The 18508-nt window shown below is 59.1% G+C and carries 20 protein-coding genes; 13 read left to right on the forward strand and 7 right to left on the reverse strand.

Features of this window, described 5'->3' with window-relative positions:
• The first annotated feature begins 153 nt into the window (after window positions 1-153).
• The gene (locus tag RYB09_RS14855; RefSeq protein ID WP_005743550.1) at window positions 154-336 is read left to right on the forward strand and encodes a hypothetical protein; all 183 of its coding nucleotides are present in this window, start codon (window positions 154-156) and stop codon (window positions 334-336) included.
• A 96-nt stretch (window positions 337-432) separates the two neighbouring features.
• Here the strand turns inward: RYB09_RS14855 and RYB09_RS14860 are convergent, their stop codons facing one another.
• On the reverse strand, window positions 433-993 hold the full coding sequence (locus tag RYB09_RS14860; protein ID WP_057442399.1) for a hypothetical protein: 561 nt from the start codon (window positions 991-993) through the stop codon (window positions 433-435).
• 267 nt (window positions 994-1260) lie between these two features.
• Here RYB09_RS14860 and pbpG point away from each other — a divergent pair, with 267 nt between their 5' ends.
• Complete coding sequence (gene pbpG / locus RYB09_RS14865) at window positions 1261-2196, forward strand: D-alanyl-D-alanine endopeptidase (RefSeq protein WP_002553614.1); 936 nt, start codon at window positions 1261-1263, stop codon at window positions 2194-2196.
• 72 nt (window positions 2197-2268) lie between these two features.
• Here pbpG and RYB09_RS14870 read toward each other — a convergent pair whose 3' ends face one another.
• The 4 genes from RYB09_RS14870 to RYB09_RS14885 all read right to left on the reverse strand — a co-directional run bounded on the left by RYB09_RS14870 (window position 2269) and on the right by RYB09_RS14885 (window position 6487).
• Window positions 2269-3699, reverse strand: a complete 1431-nt coding sequence (locus RYB09_RS14870; protein ID WP_316889091.1) for an NAD-dependent succinate-semialdehyde dehydrogenase — start codon at window positions 3697-3699, stop codon at window positions 2269-2271.
• 45 nt (window positions 3700-3744) lie between these two features.
• Window positions 3745-4140: a low affinity iron permease family protein gene (locus RYB09_RS14875; protein WP_316889093.1), complete on the reverse strand. Its 396-nt coding sequence runs from the start codon at window positions 4138-4140 to the stop codon at window positions 3745-3747.
• A 234-nt stretch (window positions 4141-4374) separates the two neighbouring features.
• On the reverse strand, window positions 4375-5235 hold the full coding sequence (locus RYB09_RS14880) for an SDR family oxidoreductase (RefSeq protein ID WP_010411343.1): 861 nt from the start codon (window positions 5233-5235) through the stop codon (window positions 4375-4377).
• A gap of 112 nt (window positions 5236-5347) precedes the next feature.
• Window positions 5348-6487: a glutathione-independent formaldehyde dehydrogenase gene (locus tag RYB09_RS14885; RefSeq protein ID WP_003318011.1), complete on the reverse strand. Its 1140-nt coding sequence runs from the start codon at window positions 6485-6487 to the stop codon at window positions 5348-5350.
• A gap of 271 nt (window positions 6488-6758) precedes the next feature.
• Here RYB09_RS14885 and RYB09_RS14890 point away from each other — a divergent pair, with 271 nt between their 5' ends.
• The 6 genes from RYB09_RS14890 to RYB09_RS14915 all read left to right on the forward strand — a co-directional run bounded on the left by RYB09_RS14890 (window position 6759) and on the right by RYB09_RS14915 (window position 11733).
• Window positions 6759-7349 carry an amino acid synthesis family protein gene (locus tag RYB09_RS14890; protein ID WP_058407484.1) on the forward strand — a complete coding sequence of 197 codons (591 nt, stop codon included), beginning with the start codon at window positions 6759-6761 and terminating at the stop codon, window positions 7347-7349.
• A gap of 53 nt (window positions 7350-7402) precedes the next feature.
• Window positions 7403-8251, forward strand: a complete 849-nt coding sequence (locus tag RYB09_RS14895) for an alpha/beta fold hydrolase (protein ID WP_219171527.1) — start codon at window positions 7403-7405, stop codon at window positions 8249-8251.
• Window positions 8248-9729: an aldehyde dehydrogenase gene (locus tag RYB09_RS14900; protein WP_230018507.1), complete on the forward strand. Its 1482-nt coding sequence runs from the start codon at window positions 8248-8250 to the stop codon at window positions 9727-9729. The genes RYB09_RS14895 and RYB09_RS14900 overlap by 4 nt, the downstream gene beginning before the upstream one ends.
• Before the next feature lie 13 nt (window positions 9730-9742).
• Window positions 9743-10228: a flavin reductase family protein gene (locus RYB09_RS14905; RefSeq protein ID WP_316889097.1), complete on the forward strand. Its 486-nt coding sequence runs from the start codon at window positions 9743-9745 to the stop codon at window positions 10226-10228.
• Window positions 10229-10415: 187 nt separating this feature from the next.
• Window positions 10416-11168, forward strand: coding sequence for a GntR family transcriptional regulator (locus RYB09_RS14910; protein WP_002553605.1), 753 nt, complete (start codon window positions 10416-10418; stop codon window positions 11166-11168).
• A 1-nt stretch (window position 11169) separates the two neighbouring features.
• On the forward strand, window positions 11170-11733 hold the full coding sequence (locus RYB09_RS14915; RefSeq protein ID WP_219171525.1) for an NUDIX hydrolase: 564 nt from the start codon (window positions 11170-11172) through the stop codon (window positions 11731-11733).
• A gap of 51 nt (window positions 11734-11784) precedes the next feature.
• On the opposite strand, the gene RYB09_RS14920 is transcribed toward RYB09_RS14915, so the two are convergent.
• Window positions 11785-12075 (reverse strand): DUF1330 domain-containing protein, encoded by a 291-nt coding sequence (locus RYB09_RS14920; RefSeq protein WP_316889098.1) that lies wholly within the window; start codon window positions 12073-12075, stop codon window positions 11785-11787.
• 94 nt (window positions 12076-12169) lie between these two features.
• Between RYB09_RS14920 and ribBA the strand changes: the two genes are divergently transcribed.
• The 5 genes from ribBA to RYB09_RS14945 all read left to right on the forward strand — a co-directional run bounded on the left by ribBA (window position 12170) and on the right by RYB09_RS14945 (window position 17509).
• The gene (gene ribBA, locus RYB09_RS14925) at window positions 12170-13279 is read left to right on the forward strand and encodes a bifunctional 3,4-dihydroxy-2-butanone-4-phosphate synthase/GTP cyclohydrolase II (RefSeq protein WP_316889100.1); all 1110 of its coding nucleotides are present in this window, start codon (window positions 12170-12172) and stop codon (window positions 13277-13279) included.
• A gap of 290 nt (window positions 13280-13569) precedes the next feature.
• A complete protein-coding gene (locus tag RYB09_RS14930; protein ID WP_005743540.1) occupies window positions 13570-14595 on the forward strand; it encodes an ABC transporter substrate-binding protein in 1026 nt (341 codons plus the stop codon).
• Window positions 14580-15536 carry an ABC transporter permease gene (locus RYB09_RS14935; RefSeq protein ID WP_316889103.1) on the forward strand — a complete coding sequence of 319 codons (957 nt, stop codon included), beginning with the start codon at window positions 14580-14582 and terminating at the stop codon, window positions 15534-15536. The genes RYB09_RS14930 and RYB09_RS14935 overlap by 16 nt, the downstream gene beginning before the upstream one ends.
• A gap of 6 nt (window positions 15537-15542) precedes the next feature.
• Window positions 15543-16358: an ABC transporter permease gene (locus RYB09_RS14940; RefSeq protein WP_316889105.1), complete on the forward strand. Its 816-nt coding sequence runs from the start codon at window positions 15543-15545 to the stop codon at window positions 16356-16358.
• Window positions 16355-17509 carry an ABC transporter ATP-binding protein gene (locus RYB09_RS14945; protein WP_316889106.1) on the forward strand — a complete coding sequence of 385 codons (1155 nt, stop codon included), beginning with the start codon at window positions 16355-16357 and terminating at the stop codon, window positions 17507-17509. The genes RYB09_RS14940 and RYB09_RS14945 overlap by 4 nt, the downstream gene beginning before the upstream one ends.
• A 16-nt stretch (window positions 17510-17525) precedes the next feature.
• On the opposite strand, the gene RYB09_RS14950 is transcribed toward RYB09_RS14945, so the two are convergent.
• A complete protein-coding gene (locus RYB09_RS14950) occupies window positions 17526-18437 on the reverse strand; it encodes a LysR substrate-binding domain-containing protein (protein ID WP_316889108.1) in 912 nt (303 codons plus the stop codon).
• Between the last annotated feature and the right edge of the window lie 71 nt (window positions 18438-18508).

Here is an 18508-nt window from a genome sequence, read left to right on the forward strand (position 1 = left end):
CTTCAGGCGGGTTTTTCATTGCTGTGCTCACACTATCGCCTGCCAATGCAATGTGCCCGACCCTCGTTGTTATCAATGACCACTATTGAGAGTGTCGATTTCTACCTTTCCCGATCGGCCTCTACAGTAGCGGCATGGATTGAGGAGGCAGTTATGACCAAGGTACACATCATGTCCGTCGTCGGCAGTGCAGTTCCAGCGCCGCTCAGAGAGCGAGGTCTGCTGGCCTGCTGGTACCTGATTCAGGATGGCGAGCCGGTCAGCGGCCCTCTGGCGTCTTTGCCTGTCGCCGAAGAGTTGTCCCGGCAAATGCAGTGCCAGCCCCTCAACAGCTGATTTTTTCTGCGAACCTCGTGCGTTGCTCCGCACATCCCCTTGCCCGCCTCTTTGAAGGCGGGCTTTTTTTGAGCCAGGGAAAGCAGACGATCCGCCTCAGCCGCGCTCGGCCATAGCGGCATTGACCTGACAACGATGCGCCAGCTTCTGCAGGCGCTTTTCCAGTGCCATGAACACCACACGATCGGTACGACCACTGTCGAGTTCATCGATCAGGTCATTGGCAACCTGACGCAACTCGTGAGCCAGCACCACGCGATCATCGTTCAGGTCCTGTTTGTGAGACTCGAACAAACGATGCAGGTAATCCTGCAACGTGTATTTCAAGCTGTGCCGGTCAGTGGCGCGTAGATGCGTCAGATTGAGACTGATACGGCCCTGCAATTCGCTCAATTCGCCACACAGATACTGCATGCGCCGGGCATAGCCTACTTCGCGGTCGCGTATCTGCTTGCGCGCCTGCTCCGCTTCCTGCTTGCGCTGAATGGCGGGTACAGCCACGGCAACCATCAAGCCCACGATCAGGCCGATGGCCTGCATCCAGCCTGCCCAGTCACTGGGGCGCGATGTAAAGCCGACACCCAGCAGCAGGATGACAACCAGCGAAGCGATGATCACCAGTACCGCGTAATCCTTGCTGACAAACCCCTTGAGCATTGCATGACTCCTTGAATCGGTGACCTGAATGGCATGGAATGCTAATCGGTGCAGGCCTTTCACACCACGACTATTCAATTGTGGTTCGGTTTTAAACAGCTTTGAAAGCAAAAAGCCACTTAACCGCAACTTAACGAAATCCCATTTCCTGCATTTATTAATGAAACGCCCTACGACACCCATCGACATACCGCAAAGTCTGCTCATAAAATGCAGCGTTTTGACGCGATCCCTTCCATTACCACCTTTATCGAGTGAGCCTTGCTCTTGAAAATTCGTCTGTCTCTTCTGGGCCTATTATTTGTACTTACCGGCCCGGCGCTTTCCACTACCACGCTGGCAAACGAATCCGCTGTTCTGAATCGTGATCCTTCCAATCTGCACCTCGCCTCAGGCAGCGCAATGGTCATCGACCTGCAAACCGACAAGGTCCTGTACTCCAGCAACCCGGACGTGATTGTGCCAATTGCCTCGGTCACCAAACTGATGACCGCGATGGTAGTCCTTGATGCCAAACAATCGATGGACGAAGTCATACCGGTCAATATCTCCCAGACCCCGGAAATGAAAGGTGTGTTCTCCCGGGTTAAACTCGGCAGCGAAATGAACCGCCGCGACATGTTGCTGATCACCCTGATGTCATCGGAAAACCGCGCGGCGGCGAGCCTGGCGCACAGCTATCCCGGTGGTTATCCCGCGTTCATTCTGGCGATGAATGCCAAGGCCAAGGCGCTGGGCATGAAACATACCGCCTATGTCGAACCTACCGGCCTGTCGGTTTACAACGTATCGACCGCACGCGACCTCACCAAGCTGGTGATGGCGGCACGCAAATACCCGATGCTCAGTGAACTGAGCACCACCGAGCAAAAGACGGTGACGTTCCGCAAACCGACCTACACCCTGGGTTTCAGCAACACCGACCACCTGGTGCGCAAGGACAACTGGGATATCAAGCTGACCAAGACCGGTTTTACCAATCAGGCCGGCCACTGCCTTGTGCTGCTGACCAGCATGGCTAATCGTCCTGTGTCCGTGGTTATTCTGGATGCGTTCGGCAAGTACACCCACTTCGCCGACGCCAGCCGTATACGCAAGTGGATGGAAACCGGCCAGAGCGGCCCGGCACCTGAAGTTGCCCTGCAGTACAAGAAAGAAAAGAATCTGGTCATGAGACAGACCGGTATTCAAGCCAAGGACTAACGCGTACGTGCAACAAAAAAAACGGTCGCGATGCTTGCACATCGCGACCGTTTTTATTTACCCGTTGCGCACTCAGTTGTACTGAGTGACCAGCTTGGTATTCAGGTAAGCCTCAATGGCCTCGGTGCCGCCCTCGGAACCGTAACCGGAATCCTTGATCCCGCCGAACGGGACTTCCGGCAAGCCGATGCCCTGATGGTTGATCGACAGCATGCCCGCCTCAATGTAAGTACTCAGCGCCTGAGCGGTCTTCATCGAGGTCGTGAACGCGTAGGACGCCAACCCGAACGGCACCCGGTTGGATTCGGCAATCGCCTCTTCAACGGTGTCGAACGGCACCAGCAGCGCAACCGGCCCGAAGGGTTCTTCGTTCATGATGCGCATTTGCGGTGTCAGGCCACTCAATACGGTTGGCTCGAAGAAATAGCCCGGCCCCTCGACAGCCTTGCCTCCGGCAGACAAGGTAGCGCCGCCACGCACAGCATCTTCAATCAGATCGACCAGCGCAGGAATACGTCGCTCGTTGGCTACCGGCCCCATGGTGGTGCCCGCCTCAAGACCGTTGCCGACCTTGATCTCGCGGGTCAGGCCCACAAATCTCTCGGTGAACGCAGCAAGCACCTTGCGTTGTACCAGAATCCGCGTCGGCGATACGCAGACCTGCCCGGCGTTGCGGAACTTCGCGGTGGCCAGCACGCGCGCAGCGAGGTCGATATCAGCGTCATCGAACACCAGCGCCGGCGCATGACCACCCAGTTCCATGGTTGCCCGCTTCATGTGCTTGCCAGCCAATGCGGCCAGTTGCTTGCCGACCGGCGTAGAGCCAGTGAACGTGACCTTGCGAATGACCGGATGCGGGATCAGGTAGCCGGAAATTTCTGCCGGATCACCGTAGACCAGACCGATGACGCCAGCCGGCACACCGGCATCGGCGAAAGCGCGAATCAGCTCGGCAGGCGACGCTGGCGTTTCTTCCGGGGCCTTGACGATGATCGAGCAGCCCGCAGCCAGTGCCGAGGACAACTTGCGCACCACCTGGTTGATCGGGAAATTCCAAGGAGTGAACGCAGCGACCGGGCCGACCGGCTCCTTGATGACCTTCTGCTCAATGGCCACGCCGCGGGAAGGCACGATACGGCCATAGCTGCGACGCCCTTCCTCGGCCAGCCAGTCGATGACATCAGCGGCAGACAGGGTTTCCATGCGCGCCTCGGCCAAGGGCTTGCCCTGCTCCTGGGTCATGATCCGGGCAATGTTGTCGGCACGCTCGCGAATCAGGTTCGCGGCTTTCTGCATCAGCTTGTAGCGATCATAGGCCGAGGTCGCGCGCCAGGTGGCAAAGCCACGCTCGGCCGCCGCCAGGGCTTCGTCAAGGTCGGTGATACCGGCATGCGCCACACTGCCCAGCGACTGGCCGGTTGCAGGATCTATGACCGGAATGGAACGGCCATCGCGGCTCGCGCGCCATTGGCCATCGATATAAAGCTGTACGTCTGGATACATGAAAAATCTCCATAGGTAGTTGGAAAAACCGGCGTGGCTGAGCGATCAGATTCGCTGTTCGGCCTCGGCCATCGGTAAAGGGGCGTCTATATCGTGCTCGCCGCCCATGGCCTCGTATTTCTTGCGCAGGGCCCTGAGGTCCTTCTGCGTGAGGCCGTCGAGGTTCAGCAACGAGTTCTGCGCATCCTTGGTCACGCGCAACAGCTCGTCGACTTTCAGGTGCAGGACATCGTTGTCACGGTTCTGCGTGTTCTGGATCAAGAACACCATAAGGAAGGTAATGATGGTAGTCGACGTATTGATGATCAACTGCCAGGTATCGTTGTAGTGAAACCACGGACCAGTGAATGCCCAGAGGCAGATCAGCACGACGGCTGAAGCAAAGGTGGCCGGGCTGCCCGCCCATTTTGAAAGGGATTGGGAAAATCTGGAGAACTTCATCAACAACTGCCTGAACACGGGGTGTCTTACATGGACACCGCTAGCGCCTTGAAATTTCCTGCAACAGGTCGACCTGTTCAGCTGACTGACAGACTTTAACGCCTATTCAAACCTGGGAGGACGTGTGTCCGCCCTTCTCACCGGGCGATGCTTCGCGGCTGAAATAACGTGCCTGATGCTTCAGAAACGGCACCCGCCAAGGCACCGTTTCAACCGCGCAAACGTTTCATGAATTTACAGAATCGGCTTGCCGCCCGTCACTGCATAACGCGAGCCGGAGATGTAGCTGGCTTCATCCGAGGCCAGCAGCACGTAGATGGGCGACACTTCCACCGGCTGACCTGGACGGCCCAGCGGAGTCTCGCTACCGAAGCTTTTCACATCTTCGTCGGTCATGGTCGCCGGGATCAACGGGGTCCAGATCGGACCTGGAGCAACGCTGTTCACGCGGATGCCCTTCTCGCCCAGCAACTGCGCCAGACCACCGGTGAAGTTGGCGATTGCGCCCTTGGTGGTTGCGTAGGCCAGCAACGTCGGCTTGGGCATGTCCGAATTGACCGAACTGGTATTGATGATCGAGCCACCCCGCGGCATATGCGGAACCGCAGCCTTGCAGATGCGAAACATCGCCGTGATGTTGATATCGAAGGTTTTGACCCATTCTTCGTCGGAGATTTCGTCCAGCGTTTCATGCGTCATCTGGAACGCAGCGTTGTTGACCAGCACATCGATGCGACCAAACTCTGCAACGGTCTTGCTCACGATGTCTTCGCATTGCTGCTTCTGTGCCAGGTCGCCCGGCAACAGCAGGCATTTACGGCCCGCCTCTTCGACCCAGCGCTTGGTTTCTTGCGCGTCTTCATGCTCGTTCAAGTAGGAGATCGCGACCTGCGCGCCTTCACGTGCAAAAGCGATCGCGACTGCGCGGCCAATGCCGCTGTCGGCGCCGGTGATCAGCGCGATCTTGCCCTGCAGGCGTCCGGAGCCCTTGTAGCTCTTTTCACCGCAATCGGGATAGGGGTCCATCTTGCCCTGCATGCCTGGAACATCTTGTGGCTGGCTGGCAAATGGCGGCTTGGGGTATTCTTCGTTCATCTGAATAAATCTCGTTGAATAAAATGTTCTGACTGAAACGCTGACGCCCTTGTCGATCGCCTGTGGCAGATACGACAAGGGCTCTCAGGCAAGGCCTGGTCAACTGCGCTTATCACGCACCTGGCTTGAGCACGACCTTGGTCCAGCCTTCATCACGCGCATCGAAGTGCTTGTAGGCGTCAGGGCCTTCTTCAAGCTTCAGGCGATGGGAAATGATCTGCGACGGCTTGGCGCGACCGTGGTGGATCAGCTCGGCAAGGCGACGGTTGTAAGCCTTGACGTTGGCCTGGCCGGTGCGAATCTGCTGGCCTTTGAACCAGAACGAACCGAAATCGAAGGCCATCTTGCCTTCCTTCGCGAGGTCGCTTTTGGCGCCCGGGTCCTGCGGCACGAAAACACCCACGACGCCGATTCCACCTGTCGCCTTGGTCGAGGCAACGAGATTGTTCATGGTGACGTGGTTGGCCTCGTGACCATGACGGTCGCAGCACTGATAACCGACGCACTCACAGCCACGGTCGGTGCCTTTGCCATCGGTCAGATTGAGGATCTGATCCACTGCGCCCTGCTCCAGCGAGTTGATCGGCGTCGCGCCCATCTTCGCCGCGAGTGCCAGACGATCTGGATGGTTGTCGACCACGAACACCTGCGAGGCGCCCTTGATCATCGCCGAGTGGGCAGCCATCAGGCCGACCGGACCGGCACCATAGATGGCAACGCTTTCGCCAGGCAGCAGCCCGGCCAGTTCGGTGGCATGCCAACCGGTAGGAAAGATGTCCGAGAGCATGACGTAATCCTCTTCACGCTCGGCGGCATCTTCGGGCAACAGCAGGCAGTTGAAGTCGGCATACGGCACACGCAACAGCTCGGCCTGGCCACCTTCGTGATCGCCCATGTCAGCAAAGCCGTAAGCCGCACCCGCGCTGCCCGGGTTGGCGGTCAGGCAATAACCGGTCAGGCCCTTCTCACAGTTTTCGCAAAAGCCGCAGCCAATATTGAACGGCAGGCACACCCAGTCGCCCACTTTGATGCGGTCGACGCCGGCGCCGACTTCGATCACCTGGCCGAGGTTCTCATGGCCGAAAATGCGCCCGGTCTCGAAAGACGTGCGGCCTTCGTACATGTGCAGGTCCGAGCCACAGATGTTGGTGGAGGTCACTCGGACAAGAGCATCTGTTGGCTTCTGGATCTTCGCATCCGGTACGTTTTTGACACTGACGTCACGCGGACCGCCATAGACGATGGCTTTCATGTTCTGAGTCTCCTTAGGTGAAAAATTCGGTAGGGCTTTTTAAGGCTCACCGAATATCTGTCACGACCAGAAGACGCCTGTTCAAAGTGATTGCCTTCATACCTGACGAGTGGTCATTGATGAGCGCGAGCCAGAGCGGTTCGTGCGTATTGATCCGGGAATATGAGATGAGTCCCGGCCCCTGTATTCACTGCAAAGAAAGCATTTGCACGTCCAATCTTATGGTATACCATCATACGAAATACAAAAGTACTCACTCCGGGGGTCGTTCATGAGTTTTGAAATTCGCAAGATCGTCAATTACACCGAAGAAACCTTCATTGAAGGCGGCAAGGCCACCGACAAACCGGTCACCATGATTGGCCTGGCGGTGGTGATCAAGAACCCGTGGCTGGGCCGCGGATTCGTCGAAGACCTGAAACCGGAGATTCGTGCCAACTGCTCGGATCTGGGTGAACTGATGGTCAAGCGCCTCACTGATGCGATTGGCGGTGCAGATAAAATCGAGGCCTATGGCAAGGCTGCGGTGGTCGGCGCGGACGGCGAAATCGAACACGCTTCAGCAGTGATCCATACCCTGCGCTTTGGCAACCACTACCGCGAAGCGGTCAAGGCCAAGAGCTACCTGAGCTTTACCAACAAGCGCGGTGGCCCAGGCACGTCCATCCAGATTCCGATGATGCACAAGGATGATGAAGGCCTGCGCTCGCACTACATCACGCTGGAGATGCACATCGAAGATTCGCCGCGTGCCGACGAAATCATCGTAGTCCTTGGTGCCGCCAACGGTGGACGCCTGCACCCGCGAATCGGCAATCGTTATATCGACCTGGAAGAACTGGCGGCCGAAAAGGCCCAGTAACTCATGAAGGGCTCGTCGCCCGATCACCTTTGTCATCTGCGCAGGAGCGGTCCATGATTCAGCTCACCGCTGAACACACCCAGGCGGGTACCAGCTATCTGGCTACCGGCCAAGGTCACCCCGTGGTGTTGATTCACGGGGTGGGCCTGAACAAGGAAATGTGGGGCGGCCAGATCGTTGGCCTGGCCACGCATTATCAGGTAATCGCTTATGACATGCTCGGCCATGGCGCCAGCCCGCGTCCGGACCCGGACACTGGCCTTCCGGGCTATGCCGAGCAACTGCGTGAGTTACTGGAGCATTTGCAACTGCCTCAGGCGACGGTCGTCGGTTTCTCGATGGGCGGGCTGGTGGCAAGGGCGTTCGCGCTGGAGTTTCCACAGCATCTCGCCGGGTTGGTGATTCTCAACAGCGTGTTCAACCGCAGCCCTGAACAGCGTGCAGGCGTCATTGCGCGCACCAGCCAGGCAGCCGAGCACGGGCCGGACGCCAACGCAGGCGAGGCTTTGTCACGCTGGTTCAGCCGTGAGTATCAGGCGGCCAACCCGGCACAGATTGCGGCCATTCGGCAGAATCTGGCCAGTAACGATCCGCAAGGCTACCTGACTACCTACAAGCTGTTTGCTACTCAGGATATGTACCGCGCCGAAGATCTGGGCGATATTCGCGCACCGACCCTGATTGCCACTGGCGAACTTGACCCTGGATCAACACCGGAAATGGCCCGCGAACTGGCCATGCGCATCAGCGGTGCCGAAGTCGCGATACTGCCCGATCAACGCCATATGATGCCGGTTGAGTCGCCGCGCCTGGTCAACCAGGTGTTGCTCGACTTCTTTGAAAAAACCGGTCTCGACAAATTGGCGACTGCCCACAACTCGATCAAGGGGATAGTTGCATGAGCCTTACCCGCTTTCAGATGTGCATCGACGGTCAGTGGGTCGATGCGTTGTCCGGCAAGACTTTCGACAGCCTCAACCCGGCGCTGGCTGAACCGTGGGCGCAACTGCCCGACGCCGACGAAGCCGATGTCGAACGGGCCGTGCAGTCCGCTCAGAAAGCCTTCGAGGGCCCGGCGTGGCGTGGCCTTACCGCCACGGCACGCGGCAAGCTGCTGCGCAAACTGGGCGACCTGATTGCCGAAAACAAAGAGCAATTGGCGCAGCTGGAAAGCCGCGACAATGGCAAGCTGATTCGCGAAACCCGCGGTCAGGTCAGCTACCTGCCGGAGTTCTTTCATTACACCGCCGGGCTGGCTGACAAGCTCGAGGGCGGCACCCTGCCCCTCGACAAACCGGACCTGTTCGCCTACACCGTGCATGAACCGATGGGCGTGGTCGCCGGAATCATTCCGTGGAACAGCCCGTTGTACCTGACCGCCATCAAGCTGGCCCCGGCGCTGGCGGCGGGCAATACCATCGTCCTCAAGCCATCGGAACACGCCTCGGCCACCGTGCTTGAGCTGGCGCGTCTGGCGCTTGAAGCGGGTATCCCGCCCGGCGTGGTCAACGTCATCACCGGTTACGGCCCGACCACAGGCGCGGCCCTGACCCGCCACCCGCTGGTGCGCAAGATTGCCTTTACCGGTGGCGCGGCCACGGCTCGCCACGTGGTGCGCAGCAGCGCCGAGAATTTCGCCAAACTGTCACTGGAGCTCGGCGGAAAATCACCGAATATCATTTTCGCCGACGCCGATCTGGACAGCGCCATCAATGGTGCAGTCGCAGGCATCTATGCGGCGTCCGGGCAAAGCTGTGTGTCCGGCTCGCGACTGCTGGTGCAGGCCGAAATCTACGATGAATTCGTCGAACGCTTGGCCGAGCGCGCCAGTCGTATCAGGATCGGCAATCCGCAGGATGAAACCACCGAAATGGGTCCGATGGCCACGGCCCAGCAACTGGCCGTGGTAGAAGGTCTGGTGGCGGACGCCCTGGCCGAAGGTGCACGCCTGCGTCTGGGCGGCAAGCGCCCGAAGCTGGACAGCAAAGGCTGGTTCTATGAACCTACGCTGTTCGAATGCGACCGCAACTCGATGAAAATCATGCAGGAAGAAGTGTTCGGCCCGGTGGCCTCGGTAATTCGCTTCAAGGACGAAGCCGAAGCGCTGGCCATTGCCAACGACTCACAGTTCGGCCTCGCCGCCGGAATCTGGACTCGTGACCTGGGCCGCGCGCATCGGCTGGCGCGGGATATTCGCTCAGGTATCATCTGGGTCAATACCTATCGTGCCGTGTCAGCTATGGCGCCTATCGGCGGTTTCAAAAACAGCGGCTACGGCCGCGAGAGCGGGATAGACTCCGTACTGGCCTACACCGAATTGAAAACGGTGTGGATCAACCTTTCGCAGGCGCCCATGCCTGATCCATTTGTCATGCGTTAACGAGGCCGCTGCGATGATCGAACCGAGTATCTACAAAGAAGTCATGGCGTCATTCCCTTCAGGCGTCACAATTGTTACCACGCTGGACCCCGAGGGCAATCTGGTCGGTATCACCGCCAGTGCGTTCAGCGCGCTGTCCATCGACCCGGCGCTGGTGCTGTTCTGCCCCAACTACGCATCGGACACTTACCCGGTGCTGCGCGACAGCAAAAAATTCGCCATCCACTTGCTGTCTGCCGACCAGCAGGTCGAAGCCTACGCGTTCGCCAGCAAGGGCAAGGACAAGACCAAAGGCATCGAGTGGCACTTGAGCGAGCTGGGTAACCCGCTGCTGGGCAAGGCAACGGCTATCATTGAATGCGAGCTTTGGCGCGAATACGACGGTGGCGATCATGCAATCATTGTCGGCGCAGTAAAAAATCTGATCTTGCCGGCGGTCCCGGTCACACCGATGATTTATCACCGAGGCAAGATGGGCGCGCTGCCAGCCATCGTCTGAGGCTGCGCCGGGCGGTTTTGGTGGTTGCAGGCATCGGCGTGATAAACTCGGCCGCGACCCGGGTCATGCGTCCGGGCCATGCAGCAGCCCGCGTGGTTCGTGGGCTGCCGACATGAGCGAGACTTTGTTTCCAGCCACGGTTTCCAGTCACGTTTTTACTTTGACAGCCCCATTCCGAGCACACCCGATGAAACGCCTGCCACTCGATGACACCTTCAAGGTCAACCGCAACCCCGTCACCCTGCGGGAGATTGTGCTGGACAAGCTGCGCAGCGCGATCATGAATTTTCAGCTGCTGCCGGGCGATCGTCTGGTCGAGCGTGATCTGTGTGACCGTCTGGGCGTCAGCCGCACCTCGGTACGCGAGGCGCTGCGCCATCTGGAATCCGAAGGCTTGGTCGAGTTCGCCGATGCCAAGGGCCCGCGCGTTGCCATTATCACCCTGGCAGACGCGTGCGATATCTACGAGCTACGGTGCGTACTGGAGGGCCTGATTGTTCAGCTGTTCACCCTGCGCGCCAAGCCCAAGGACATTCGCGCCCTGGAAAAAGCCCTGGAGGAAAATCGCCAGGCGCTCAAGGAAGGCGAGCTGCAGCAAGTGATCGATTCGGTTCAGGGTTTCTATGACGTGCTACTGGAAGGCTCCGGTAATCACGTCGCCGCAACACAGCTGCGTCAGTTGCAGGCGCGCATCAGCTACTTGCGCGCCACCTCGGTCTCCCAGGAAAACCGCCGCGGTGCGAGCAACAAGGAAATGGAACTGATGGTCGAGGCCATCAAGAGCGGCGACCCGATGGCCGCGCATCAGGCTTCGGTCGATCACGTGCGCAATGCCGCACGCGTAGCACTGGAATATTTGAAATCCAAGCAGGACGAAGACACCAAAGTCCGCGAAATCATCGCGCCCGTGGCACTCAAAGAACCCCGCATAGGGCGCTGACATGGTCACACCGCGCTTCTGCCCTCAATGCGGATGTGCTGACCTGGCTCAGCGCGTCCCCGAAGGCGATACGCACATGCGGTTGATATGCGGCGGTTGTCAGTACATTCATTACGTCAACCCGAAGATCATTGCCGGCTGCATCATCGAGCAGGAAGGCAAATATCTGCTGTGCCAACGCGCCATACCGCCGCGCCCCGGCACCTGGACACTGCCTGCCGGGTTCATGGAAAGCGGCGAAACCACCGAGCAGGCCGCGCTGCGTGAGGTCTGGGAAGAAACCGGGGTGCGTGCCGAAATCGTCTCGCCCTATTCCATCTTCAGCGTGCCGCGGATCAGCGAAGTCTACATCGTGTTCCGTGCCATCGCCCTGGAAGTCACCGGCCAGTTCGGCCCGGAAACCCTGGACTACCAATTCTTCGCCCCTGAAGACATCCCGTGGGACAGCATCTATTACCCCGCCATCCGCCAGATACTGGAACGCTATATCGAAGAGCGTCAGGCGGGGGTGTATGGCATCTACATCGGCAACGACGACACCGGCAAGGTGCATTTTATTCGTTAAGCACAGCTCCAGGCGAAGCAGTCCGGGCCGCACCTGGATTTTGCCTGCTGCTCAAGGCTGCCCCTCGACTATCACGATTTCGGCCTTGGCTGCGCCCTGCCGATGGCTCATGGCGTTCTGGTATTGCGGCGAGTGATAGCAGGCAACCGCCTGCTCGTACGACTCGAATTCGATAATCACCGTGCGTTGTGGCGTCTCACGCCCCTCCAGCGCTTCGGAACGCCCGCCCCTCGCCAGAAATTTGCCACCAAACAGCACGAACGCTGCCGGAGCACGCTGTGTGTATTCACTGTACTGCTGAGGGTCGGTTACATCGACGTGTGCAATCCAATAGGCCTTCATCGTGATCTCACTGTTTCAATGATGGGGAATCTGTGAAATATTCTGTCTTATGGTATACCACGATTCATCTACCCATAAAACCGGGATACTGAACATGGCATTCGACAGCATCGAAGACATCATTGAAGACTACCGCCTGGGCAAGTTGGTTTTGCTGGTTGATGACGAAGACCGGGAAAACGAAGGCGATCTGCTATTGGCTGCCGATTGCTGTTCGCCACAGGCCATCAGCTTCATGGCCCGCGAAGCGCGCGGTCTGATCTGCCTGACGCTGACCGACGAACACTGCCAGCGTCTGGGCCTGGAACAGATGGTACCCAGCAACGGCAGCGTATTCGCCACCGCGTTCACGGTGTCCATCGAAGCGACCACAGGTGTGACGACCGGCATCAGCGCGGCAGATCGTGCGCGTACCGTTCAGGCTGCCGTCAACCCGCACGCAGTACCGGAAGATCTGGTGCAGCCGGGCCATATCTTCCCGTTGCGCGCACGTGACGGCGGCGTCCTGACCCGTGCCGGGCATACCGAAGCGGGCTGCGACCTGGCCCGGCTGGCCGGTTTCACGCCAGCGTCGGTCATCGTTGAAGTCATGAATGATGACGGCAGCATGGCCAGAAGACCTGACCTGGAAGTGTTTGCCAAAAAGCACGGCATCCGCATCGGCACCATCGCCGACCTGATCCATTACCGCCTGAGCACCGAACACACCATCGTCAGGATTGGCGAGCGCGAACTGCCGACCGTACACGGCACCTTCCGTCTGTTCAGCTACGAAGACCGCATCGAAGGTGGCGTGCACATGGCCATGGTGATGGGTGACATCCGCCGTGACGCCGCCACGCTGGTGCGCGTGCATGTTGTCGACCCGCTGCGCGACCTGGTCGGTGCCGAATACAACGGCCCCGCCAACTGGACGCTTTGGGCCGCCCTGCAACGTATCGCTGAAGAAGGTCACGGCGTGGTGGTGGTGCTCGCCAATCACGAATCCTCCCAAGCGCTGCTGGAGCGCATTCCACAGCTCACCCAGCCGCCACGCCAATACACGCGCTCGCAATCACGTATTTATTCCGAGGTCGGTACGGGCGCACAGATCTTGCAGGATCTGGGTGTCGGCAAGCTGCGCCACCTCGGCCCGCCACTGAAATACGCAGGCTTGACTGGCTACGATCTGGAAGTGATTGAAAATATTCCGTTTCCCGGCTGACCGACAAAAGTACCGCGGGCACGCCCCACTGCCTGCGCTCGGCAGCCGCATGGGTTTACCGTAAAAACATCCGATGAAGGCATTTTGACAGGGCAAAACGCTTGCAGAAAGTTTGGAATACCATAATATGACATTCCATAAACACACGAATTGGTCAGGCGCGCCCGGCAAGGGACAGCATTAATAACAGCACCTGACCTGTACCAGGTTTCAAGGCCCATTGGACCTACTGCTCCCGATTACGCGGGCAAGAAAAGCCCGCTCAAAACACAACAAATGAGGGCGTGAAAATGGTGTTGAACAAACGTGCAGCAGCAGTTCTGGCGGCCGGCGTGCTGGCTCTCTCGAGTGTCGCCGCGAGCGCCGCCGAGAGCGTCAACTTCGTGAGCTGGGGCGGTTCCACCCAGGACTTCCAGAAAGAAGCCTGGGCAGCTCCGTTCAGCAAGGCCAGCGGGATCACGGTCGTACAGGACGGTCCCACTGACTACGGCAAACTCAAGGCCATGGTCGAAAGCGGTAACGTACAGTGGGACGTTGTCGATGTCGAAGCCGACTTTGCCCTGCGTGCCGCCAGCGAAGGCCTGCTGGAGCCTCTGGACTTCAACACCATCAAACGCGACGAGATCGACAAGCGCTTTGTCACCGACCACGGTGCCGGTTCGTTCTTCTTCTCCTTCGTGCTCGGCTACAACGAAAGCAAAGTGGGCGCCAAACCACCCGTCGACTGGGCCGCCATGTTCGACACCAAAACCTACCCCGGCAAACGCTCGCTGTATAAGTGGCCAAGCCCTGGCGTGCTTGAACTGGCTCTGCTGGCCGACGGCGTAGCACCTGACAAGCTCTACCCGCTGGACCTCGACCGCGCCTTCAAGAAACTCGACACCATCAAGAAGGACATCGTCTGGTGGGGCGGCGGCGCGCAGTCACAACAACTGCTGGCCTCTGGCGAAGTGTCGATGGGCCAGATGTGGAACGGCCGGGTCTATGCCCTGCAACAGGACGGCGCACCGGTGGGTGTGAGCTGGAAACAAAACCTGGTCATGGCTGATTTTCTGGTCGTGCCAAAAGGCGCAAAAAACAAGGATGCCGCGATGAAGTTCATCGCCAATGCAACCAGCGCCAAAGGCCAGGCAGACTTCTCCAACCTCAGTGCCTATGCCCCGGTAAACACTCAGAGCGTTGCACGCCTGGACTCAACACTGGCACCTAACCTGCCGACCGCCCATGTTGCCGATCAAATCACTCTCGACTTCGCATACTGGGCCAAAAATGGCGCGGACATTGCGACACGGTGGAACGAATGGCTGGTCAAGTAAAAATGACAGCGGTCGCTCCTCGTCAACCCATCCCGGCCGGTGGTGCTCCGCGCACCGCCGGCGCGGCACACGACAAGGCGACGAGCATGCAGCGATCCCCTTCCCTCGCTCAGCGCTGGCGTGGCAGCCGCAATCTGCTTCCGGCGCTGATCTTTCTCGGACTGTTTTTCTTCGCTCCGCTGATCGGCCTGCTGCTGCGCGGCGTGCTTGAGCCGGTGCCGGGCCTTGGCAACTACGAACAACTGTTCGCCAACTCGGCCTACTCGCGAGTGCTGCTCAATACCTTTTCCGTCGCTGGTCTGGTGACCTTGTTCAGCCTGCTGCTGGGCTTCCCGCTGGCCTGGGTCATCACCCTCGTACCGCGTGGCTGGGGACGCTGGATTCTGAACATTGTGCTGTTGTCGATGTGGACCAGTCTGCTGGCACGCACCTACTCGTGGCTGGTGCTGTTGCAGGCGTCCGGGGTGGTCAACAAGGCGCTGATGGCGATGGGCATTATCGATCAGCCACTGGAGATGGTGCACAACCTGACCGGTGTGGTGATCGGCATGAGCTACATCATGATTCCGTTCATTGTCCTGCCGTTGCAGGCGACCATGCAGGCCATCGATCCGATGGTGTTGCAGGCCAGTTCGATCTGCGGTGCCAGCCCATGGACCAACTTTTTCAGGGTATTCCTGCCGCTGTGCCGTCCGGGGCTGTTTTCCGGGGGCCTGATGGTGTTTGTCATGTCGCTCGGTTACTACGTTACCCCGGCGCTGCTGGGTGGCGCGCAGAACATGATGCTGCCCGAATTCATCGTCCAGCAGGTGCAGTCGTTCCTCAACTGGGGGCTGGCCAGTGCCGCCGCTGCGTTGCTGGTGCTGATTACGCTGGTACTGTTCTACTTCTACCTGAAGCTCCAGCCGGAATCCCCGGTCGGTGCCAGTAACGCGAGGTAAACCGCCATGCTCCTGACACCCAATGCCATGAGCCCCGGCCTGCGTACGGGTCTGTACCTGACCACTGGCCTGATCGCGCTGTTTCTGCTGCTGCCGATCCTGTTCATCGTCCTGCTGTCATTCGGTTCATCGCAGTGGCTGGTATTTCCGCCACCCGGCTGGACACTGAAGTGGTATCAGCAGTTTTTCTCCAACCCGGACTGGATGGCGGCCGCCATGTCGAGCTTCAAGGTCGCGACTCTGACCACCATTGCCTCGGTGGCGCTGGGCCTGCCCACCGCTTTCGCGCTGGTGCGCGGCCGTTTCCCCGGGCGCGATTTTCTATACGGCGTCTTCACCTTGCCGATGATCGTGCCGCTGGTGATTATCGCTGTTGCCGTGTACGCCCTGTTTCTCAAGCTCGGTTACACCGGCACGTTGTTTTCCTTCGTCGTCAGCCATGTGATCGTCGCCTTGCCGTTCACCATCATCTCGATCATCAACTCGCTGAAACTGTTCGACCAGTCCATTGAAGATGCCGCGGTAATCTGTGGCGCGTCACGCCTGCAGGCGATCTACAAAGTGACCTTTCCCGGCATCCGTCCGGGCATGATGGCCGGCGCGCTGTTCGCGTTTCTGGTCTCGTGGGACGAAGTGGTGCTGAGCGTGATGATGGCCAGCCCGACCCTGCAAACCCTTCCCGTAAAAATGTGGACCACCCTGCGTCAGGACATGACGCCGGTCATCGCTGTTGCCTCAACGCTGCTGATCGCCCTGTCGGTGCTGATCATGTTCATCGCCGCGACCCTGCGTCGCCGCAACGAAGCCAGGAGTACTTCATGAGTGCCGTGATCAAAGACCCCGCCCATCAGGATCAGAAAACGCTGGTCAGCCTGTGCAACCTGAACAAGCACTACGGTGACTTTGCCGCTGTCGACAACATTTCCCTGGATATTCAGGACGGCGAATTCCTGACCTTTCTCGGCTCCAGTGGCTCGGGCAAAAGCACCACGCTGTCAATGCTCGCCGGTTTCGAGACGCCCAGCTCGGGCGAGATTCTGGTCAGCGGCAAATCGCTGGTCAATGTGCCACCGCACAAGCGCGACATCGGCATGGTGTTTCAACGCTACTCGCTGTTTCCGCACCTGTCGGTACGCGACAACATTGCTTTTCCGCTGGCGATCCGCAAGTTGCCTGCGGCTGAGCGCGAGAAGAAAGTCGATGCGATGCTCAAACTCGTCCAGCTGGAAGAGTTTGCTCACCGCCGCCCTTCGCAACTGTCCGGTGGCCAGCAGCAACGAGTCGCCATTGCCAGAGCGCTGGTCTACGAGCCACGCATCCTGCTGATGGACGAGCCGCTGGGCGCACTGGACAAGAAGCTGCGTGAAGACCTGCAGGACGAACTGCGTCAGTTGCATCGTCGGCTGGGCATCACCATCGTCTATGTGACTCATGATCAGGAAGAAGCCATGCGCCTGTCCCAGCGCATCGCGATTTTCAGCCACGGCAAAATCGTCGGTCTGGGTTCGGGTTATGACCTGTATCAGGACCCGCCAAATGCCTTCGTTGCGTCGTTTCTCGGCAACTCGAACTTCCTCAGGCTCAAGGTACAGGGCAACGCCGTGGCAACGTTCGAGGGCAGCACACTGGCGATTCGCCTGACCGCAGGGCTGAAGACCGATCAGGACGTACTGCTGATGGTGCGCCCGGAGAAAGCCCAGGCGCTGAGCGTTGAGCAGGCTGCTGGCATACCACTTGAAGCAGGCTGGAACGAGGTGAGTGCCAAGGTCACTGAAGTGCTTTTTCTCGGCGAAAGCCAGACCTGTTCGGTGGTCACCACAGGCGGCACTGCCATGACTGTCAAAGCGCTTTCAGCGACCGGCATGCTGCTCCGGGCTGGCGACCCGGTGCGGGTGCGCTGGGCCGCTGCCGACGCGTGTATCTACACCGAATGGACGGACAGCGACCTGAACAAGGCAGCGGGGGCGCACTGACGCCGGTAGGCACGCGTCAGTGGTTCGCCGGTGACGGATGCAAAGCGAGGTAGTCACGCAGAAACTCCACCGTGACGCGGACCTTGGCCGAACTCATCAGCGGTGAGGTATGAACCGCCCAGATGTCCGCGTCCTGGCGGTATTCCGGCAGCACCTGAATCAACCGGCCTTCGGCCAGATCAGTACGTACATCCCAAAGCGAACGCAGCAACACGCCGCGCCCGTCCAGGCACCACTGGCGGGCGATTTCGCCGTGGTTGCTGGAAAGGCTGCCGGTCACCTTGACGGTTTCAGCGCCTTGCGGCCCGTTGAGATGCCAGATGCCGAACGGCCGGTCGCGCTCCTTGATCACCAGGCAATCATGGTTGGCCAGCTCACCGATGCTCAGTGGCGCCCCGTGATGTTTCAGGTAAGCGGGGCTTGCGCACAACACGCGCCAGTTACTGGCCAGGTGCCTTGCACGCAGATGCGGGGCAATTTCGTTGCCGACGCGGATGTCCAGGTCGACGCCCTCCTCGATCAGGTCGACCAGCCGGTCCTGAATATCCAGACGTATATCCAGCTTCGGATAAAGCGCCGCCAGCTCTGACAAGGCAGGCGCTACGAAACGGCGACCGAAGCCCTGGCTGCTGACCACTCGCAGCAAGCCACTGGGCTCGCCGTGCAGCGCGGCAACTTCGTCGCCCATCTGCTGCACCGACTCCAGAAGGCCCTTGGCCCACTCATAGACTCGCTCGCCGTCTTCAGTGATCGATACTTGCCGCGTTGAGCGGTGCAACAGCACCACGCCCATATTCTGCTCCAGCAGTTTGACCCGCTTGCTGACATAAGCAGCGGACATGCCCAGCTCATTGGCGGCACCCACGAAGCTCGAGCGTCGAGCAACGTGGATGAACACGTTCAGGTCATCAAGGTTTGGATAATTCACGATTCGTGTTTTCTCAATCCATTAATCAACTGATTATCTTTATATCATGTGCTTATAGCATGGATGGCCTG

Source organism: Pseudomonas syringae group sp. J254-4, assembly GCF_032586855.1.
Taxonomy (GTDB): Bacteria; Pseudomonadota; Gammaproteobacteria; order Pseudomonadales; family Pseudomonadaceae; genus Aquipseudomonas; species Aquipseudomonas amygdali.

Excerpts from the sequence above, each read along its gene's own strand:
- RYB09_RS14940 (WP_316889105.1), top strand. The coding sequence starts at position 15,543 with ATGCTCCTGACACCCAATGCCATGAGCCCCGGCCTGCGTACGGGTCTG.
- ribBA (WP_316889100.1), top strand. The coding sequence starts at position 12,170 with ATGGCATTCGACAGCATCGAAGACATCATTGAAGACTACCGCCTGGGC.
- RYB09_RS14885 (WP_003318011.1), bottom strand. The coding sequence starts at position 6,487 with ATGAAAGCCATCGTCTATGGCGGTCCGCGTGACGTCAGTGTCAAAAAC.
- RYB09_RS14870 (WP_316889091.1), bottom strand. The coding sequence starts at position 3,699 with ATGTATCCAGACGTACAGCTTTATATCGATGGCCAATGGCGCGCGAGC.
- RYB09_RS14915 (WP_219171525.1), top strand. The coding sequence starts at position 11,170 with ATGGTCACACCGCGCTTCTGCCCTCAATGCGGATGTGCTGACCTGGCT.
- RYB09_RS14905 (WP_316889097.1), top strand. The coding sequence starts at position 9,743 with ATGATCGAACCGAGTATCTACAAAGAAGTCATGGCGTCATTCCCTTCA.
- RYB09_RS14935 (WP_316889103.1), top strand. The coding sequence starts at position 14,580 with ATGGCTGGTCAAGTAAAAATGACAGCGGTCGCTCCTCGTCAACCCATC.
- RYB09_RS14900 (WP_230018507.1), top strand. The coding sequence starts at position 8,248 with ATGAGCCTTACCCGCTTTCAGATGTGCATCGACGGTCAGTGGGTCGAT.
- RYB09_RS14910 (WP_002553605.1), top strand. The coding sequence starts at position 10,416 with ATGAAACGCCTGCCACTCGATGACACCTTCAAGGTCAACCGCAACCCC.
- RYB09_RS14855 (WP_005743550.1), top strand. The coding sequence starts at position 154 with ATGACCAAGGTACACATCATGTCCGTCGTCGGCAGTGCAGTTCCAGCG.
- RYB09_RS14875 (WP_316889093.1), bottom strand. The coding sequence starts at position 4,140 with ATGAAGTTCTCCAGATTTTCCCAATCCCTTTCAAAATGGGCGGGCAGC.
- RYB09_RS14860 (WP_057442399.1), bottom strand. The coding sequence starts at position 993 with ATGCTCAAGGGGTTTGTCAGCAAGGATTACGCGGTACTGGTGATCATC.
- RYB09_RS14920 (WP_316889098.1), bottom strand. The coding sequence starts at position 12,075 with ATGAAGGCCTATTGGATTGCACACGTCGATGTAACCGACCCTCAGCAG.
- RYB09_RS14880 (WP_010411343.1), bottom strand. The coding sequence starts at position 5,235 with ATGAACGAAGAATACCCCAAGCCGCCATTTGCCAGCCAGCCACAAGAT.
- RYB09_RS14930 (WP_005743540.1), top strand. The coding sequence starts at position 13,570 with ATGGTGTTGAACAAACGTGCAGCAGCAGTTCTGGCGGCCGGCGTGCTG.
- RYB09_RS14895 (WP_219171527.1), top strand. The coding sequence starts at position 7,403 with ATGATTCAGCTCACCGCTGAACACACCCAGGCGGGTACCAGCTATCTG.
- RYB09_RS14945 (WP_316889106.1), top strand. The coding sequence starts at position 16,355 with ATGAGTGCCGTGATCAAAGACCCCGCCCATCAGGATCAGAAAACGCTG.
- RYB09_RS14890 (WP_058407484.1), top strand. The coding sequence starts at position 6,759 with ATGAGTTTTGAAATTCGCAAGATCGTCAATTACACCGAAGAAACCTTC.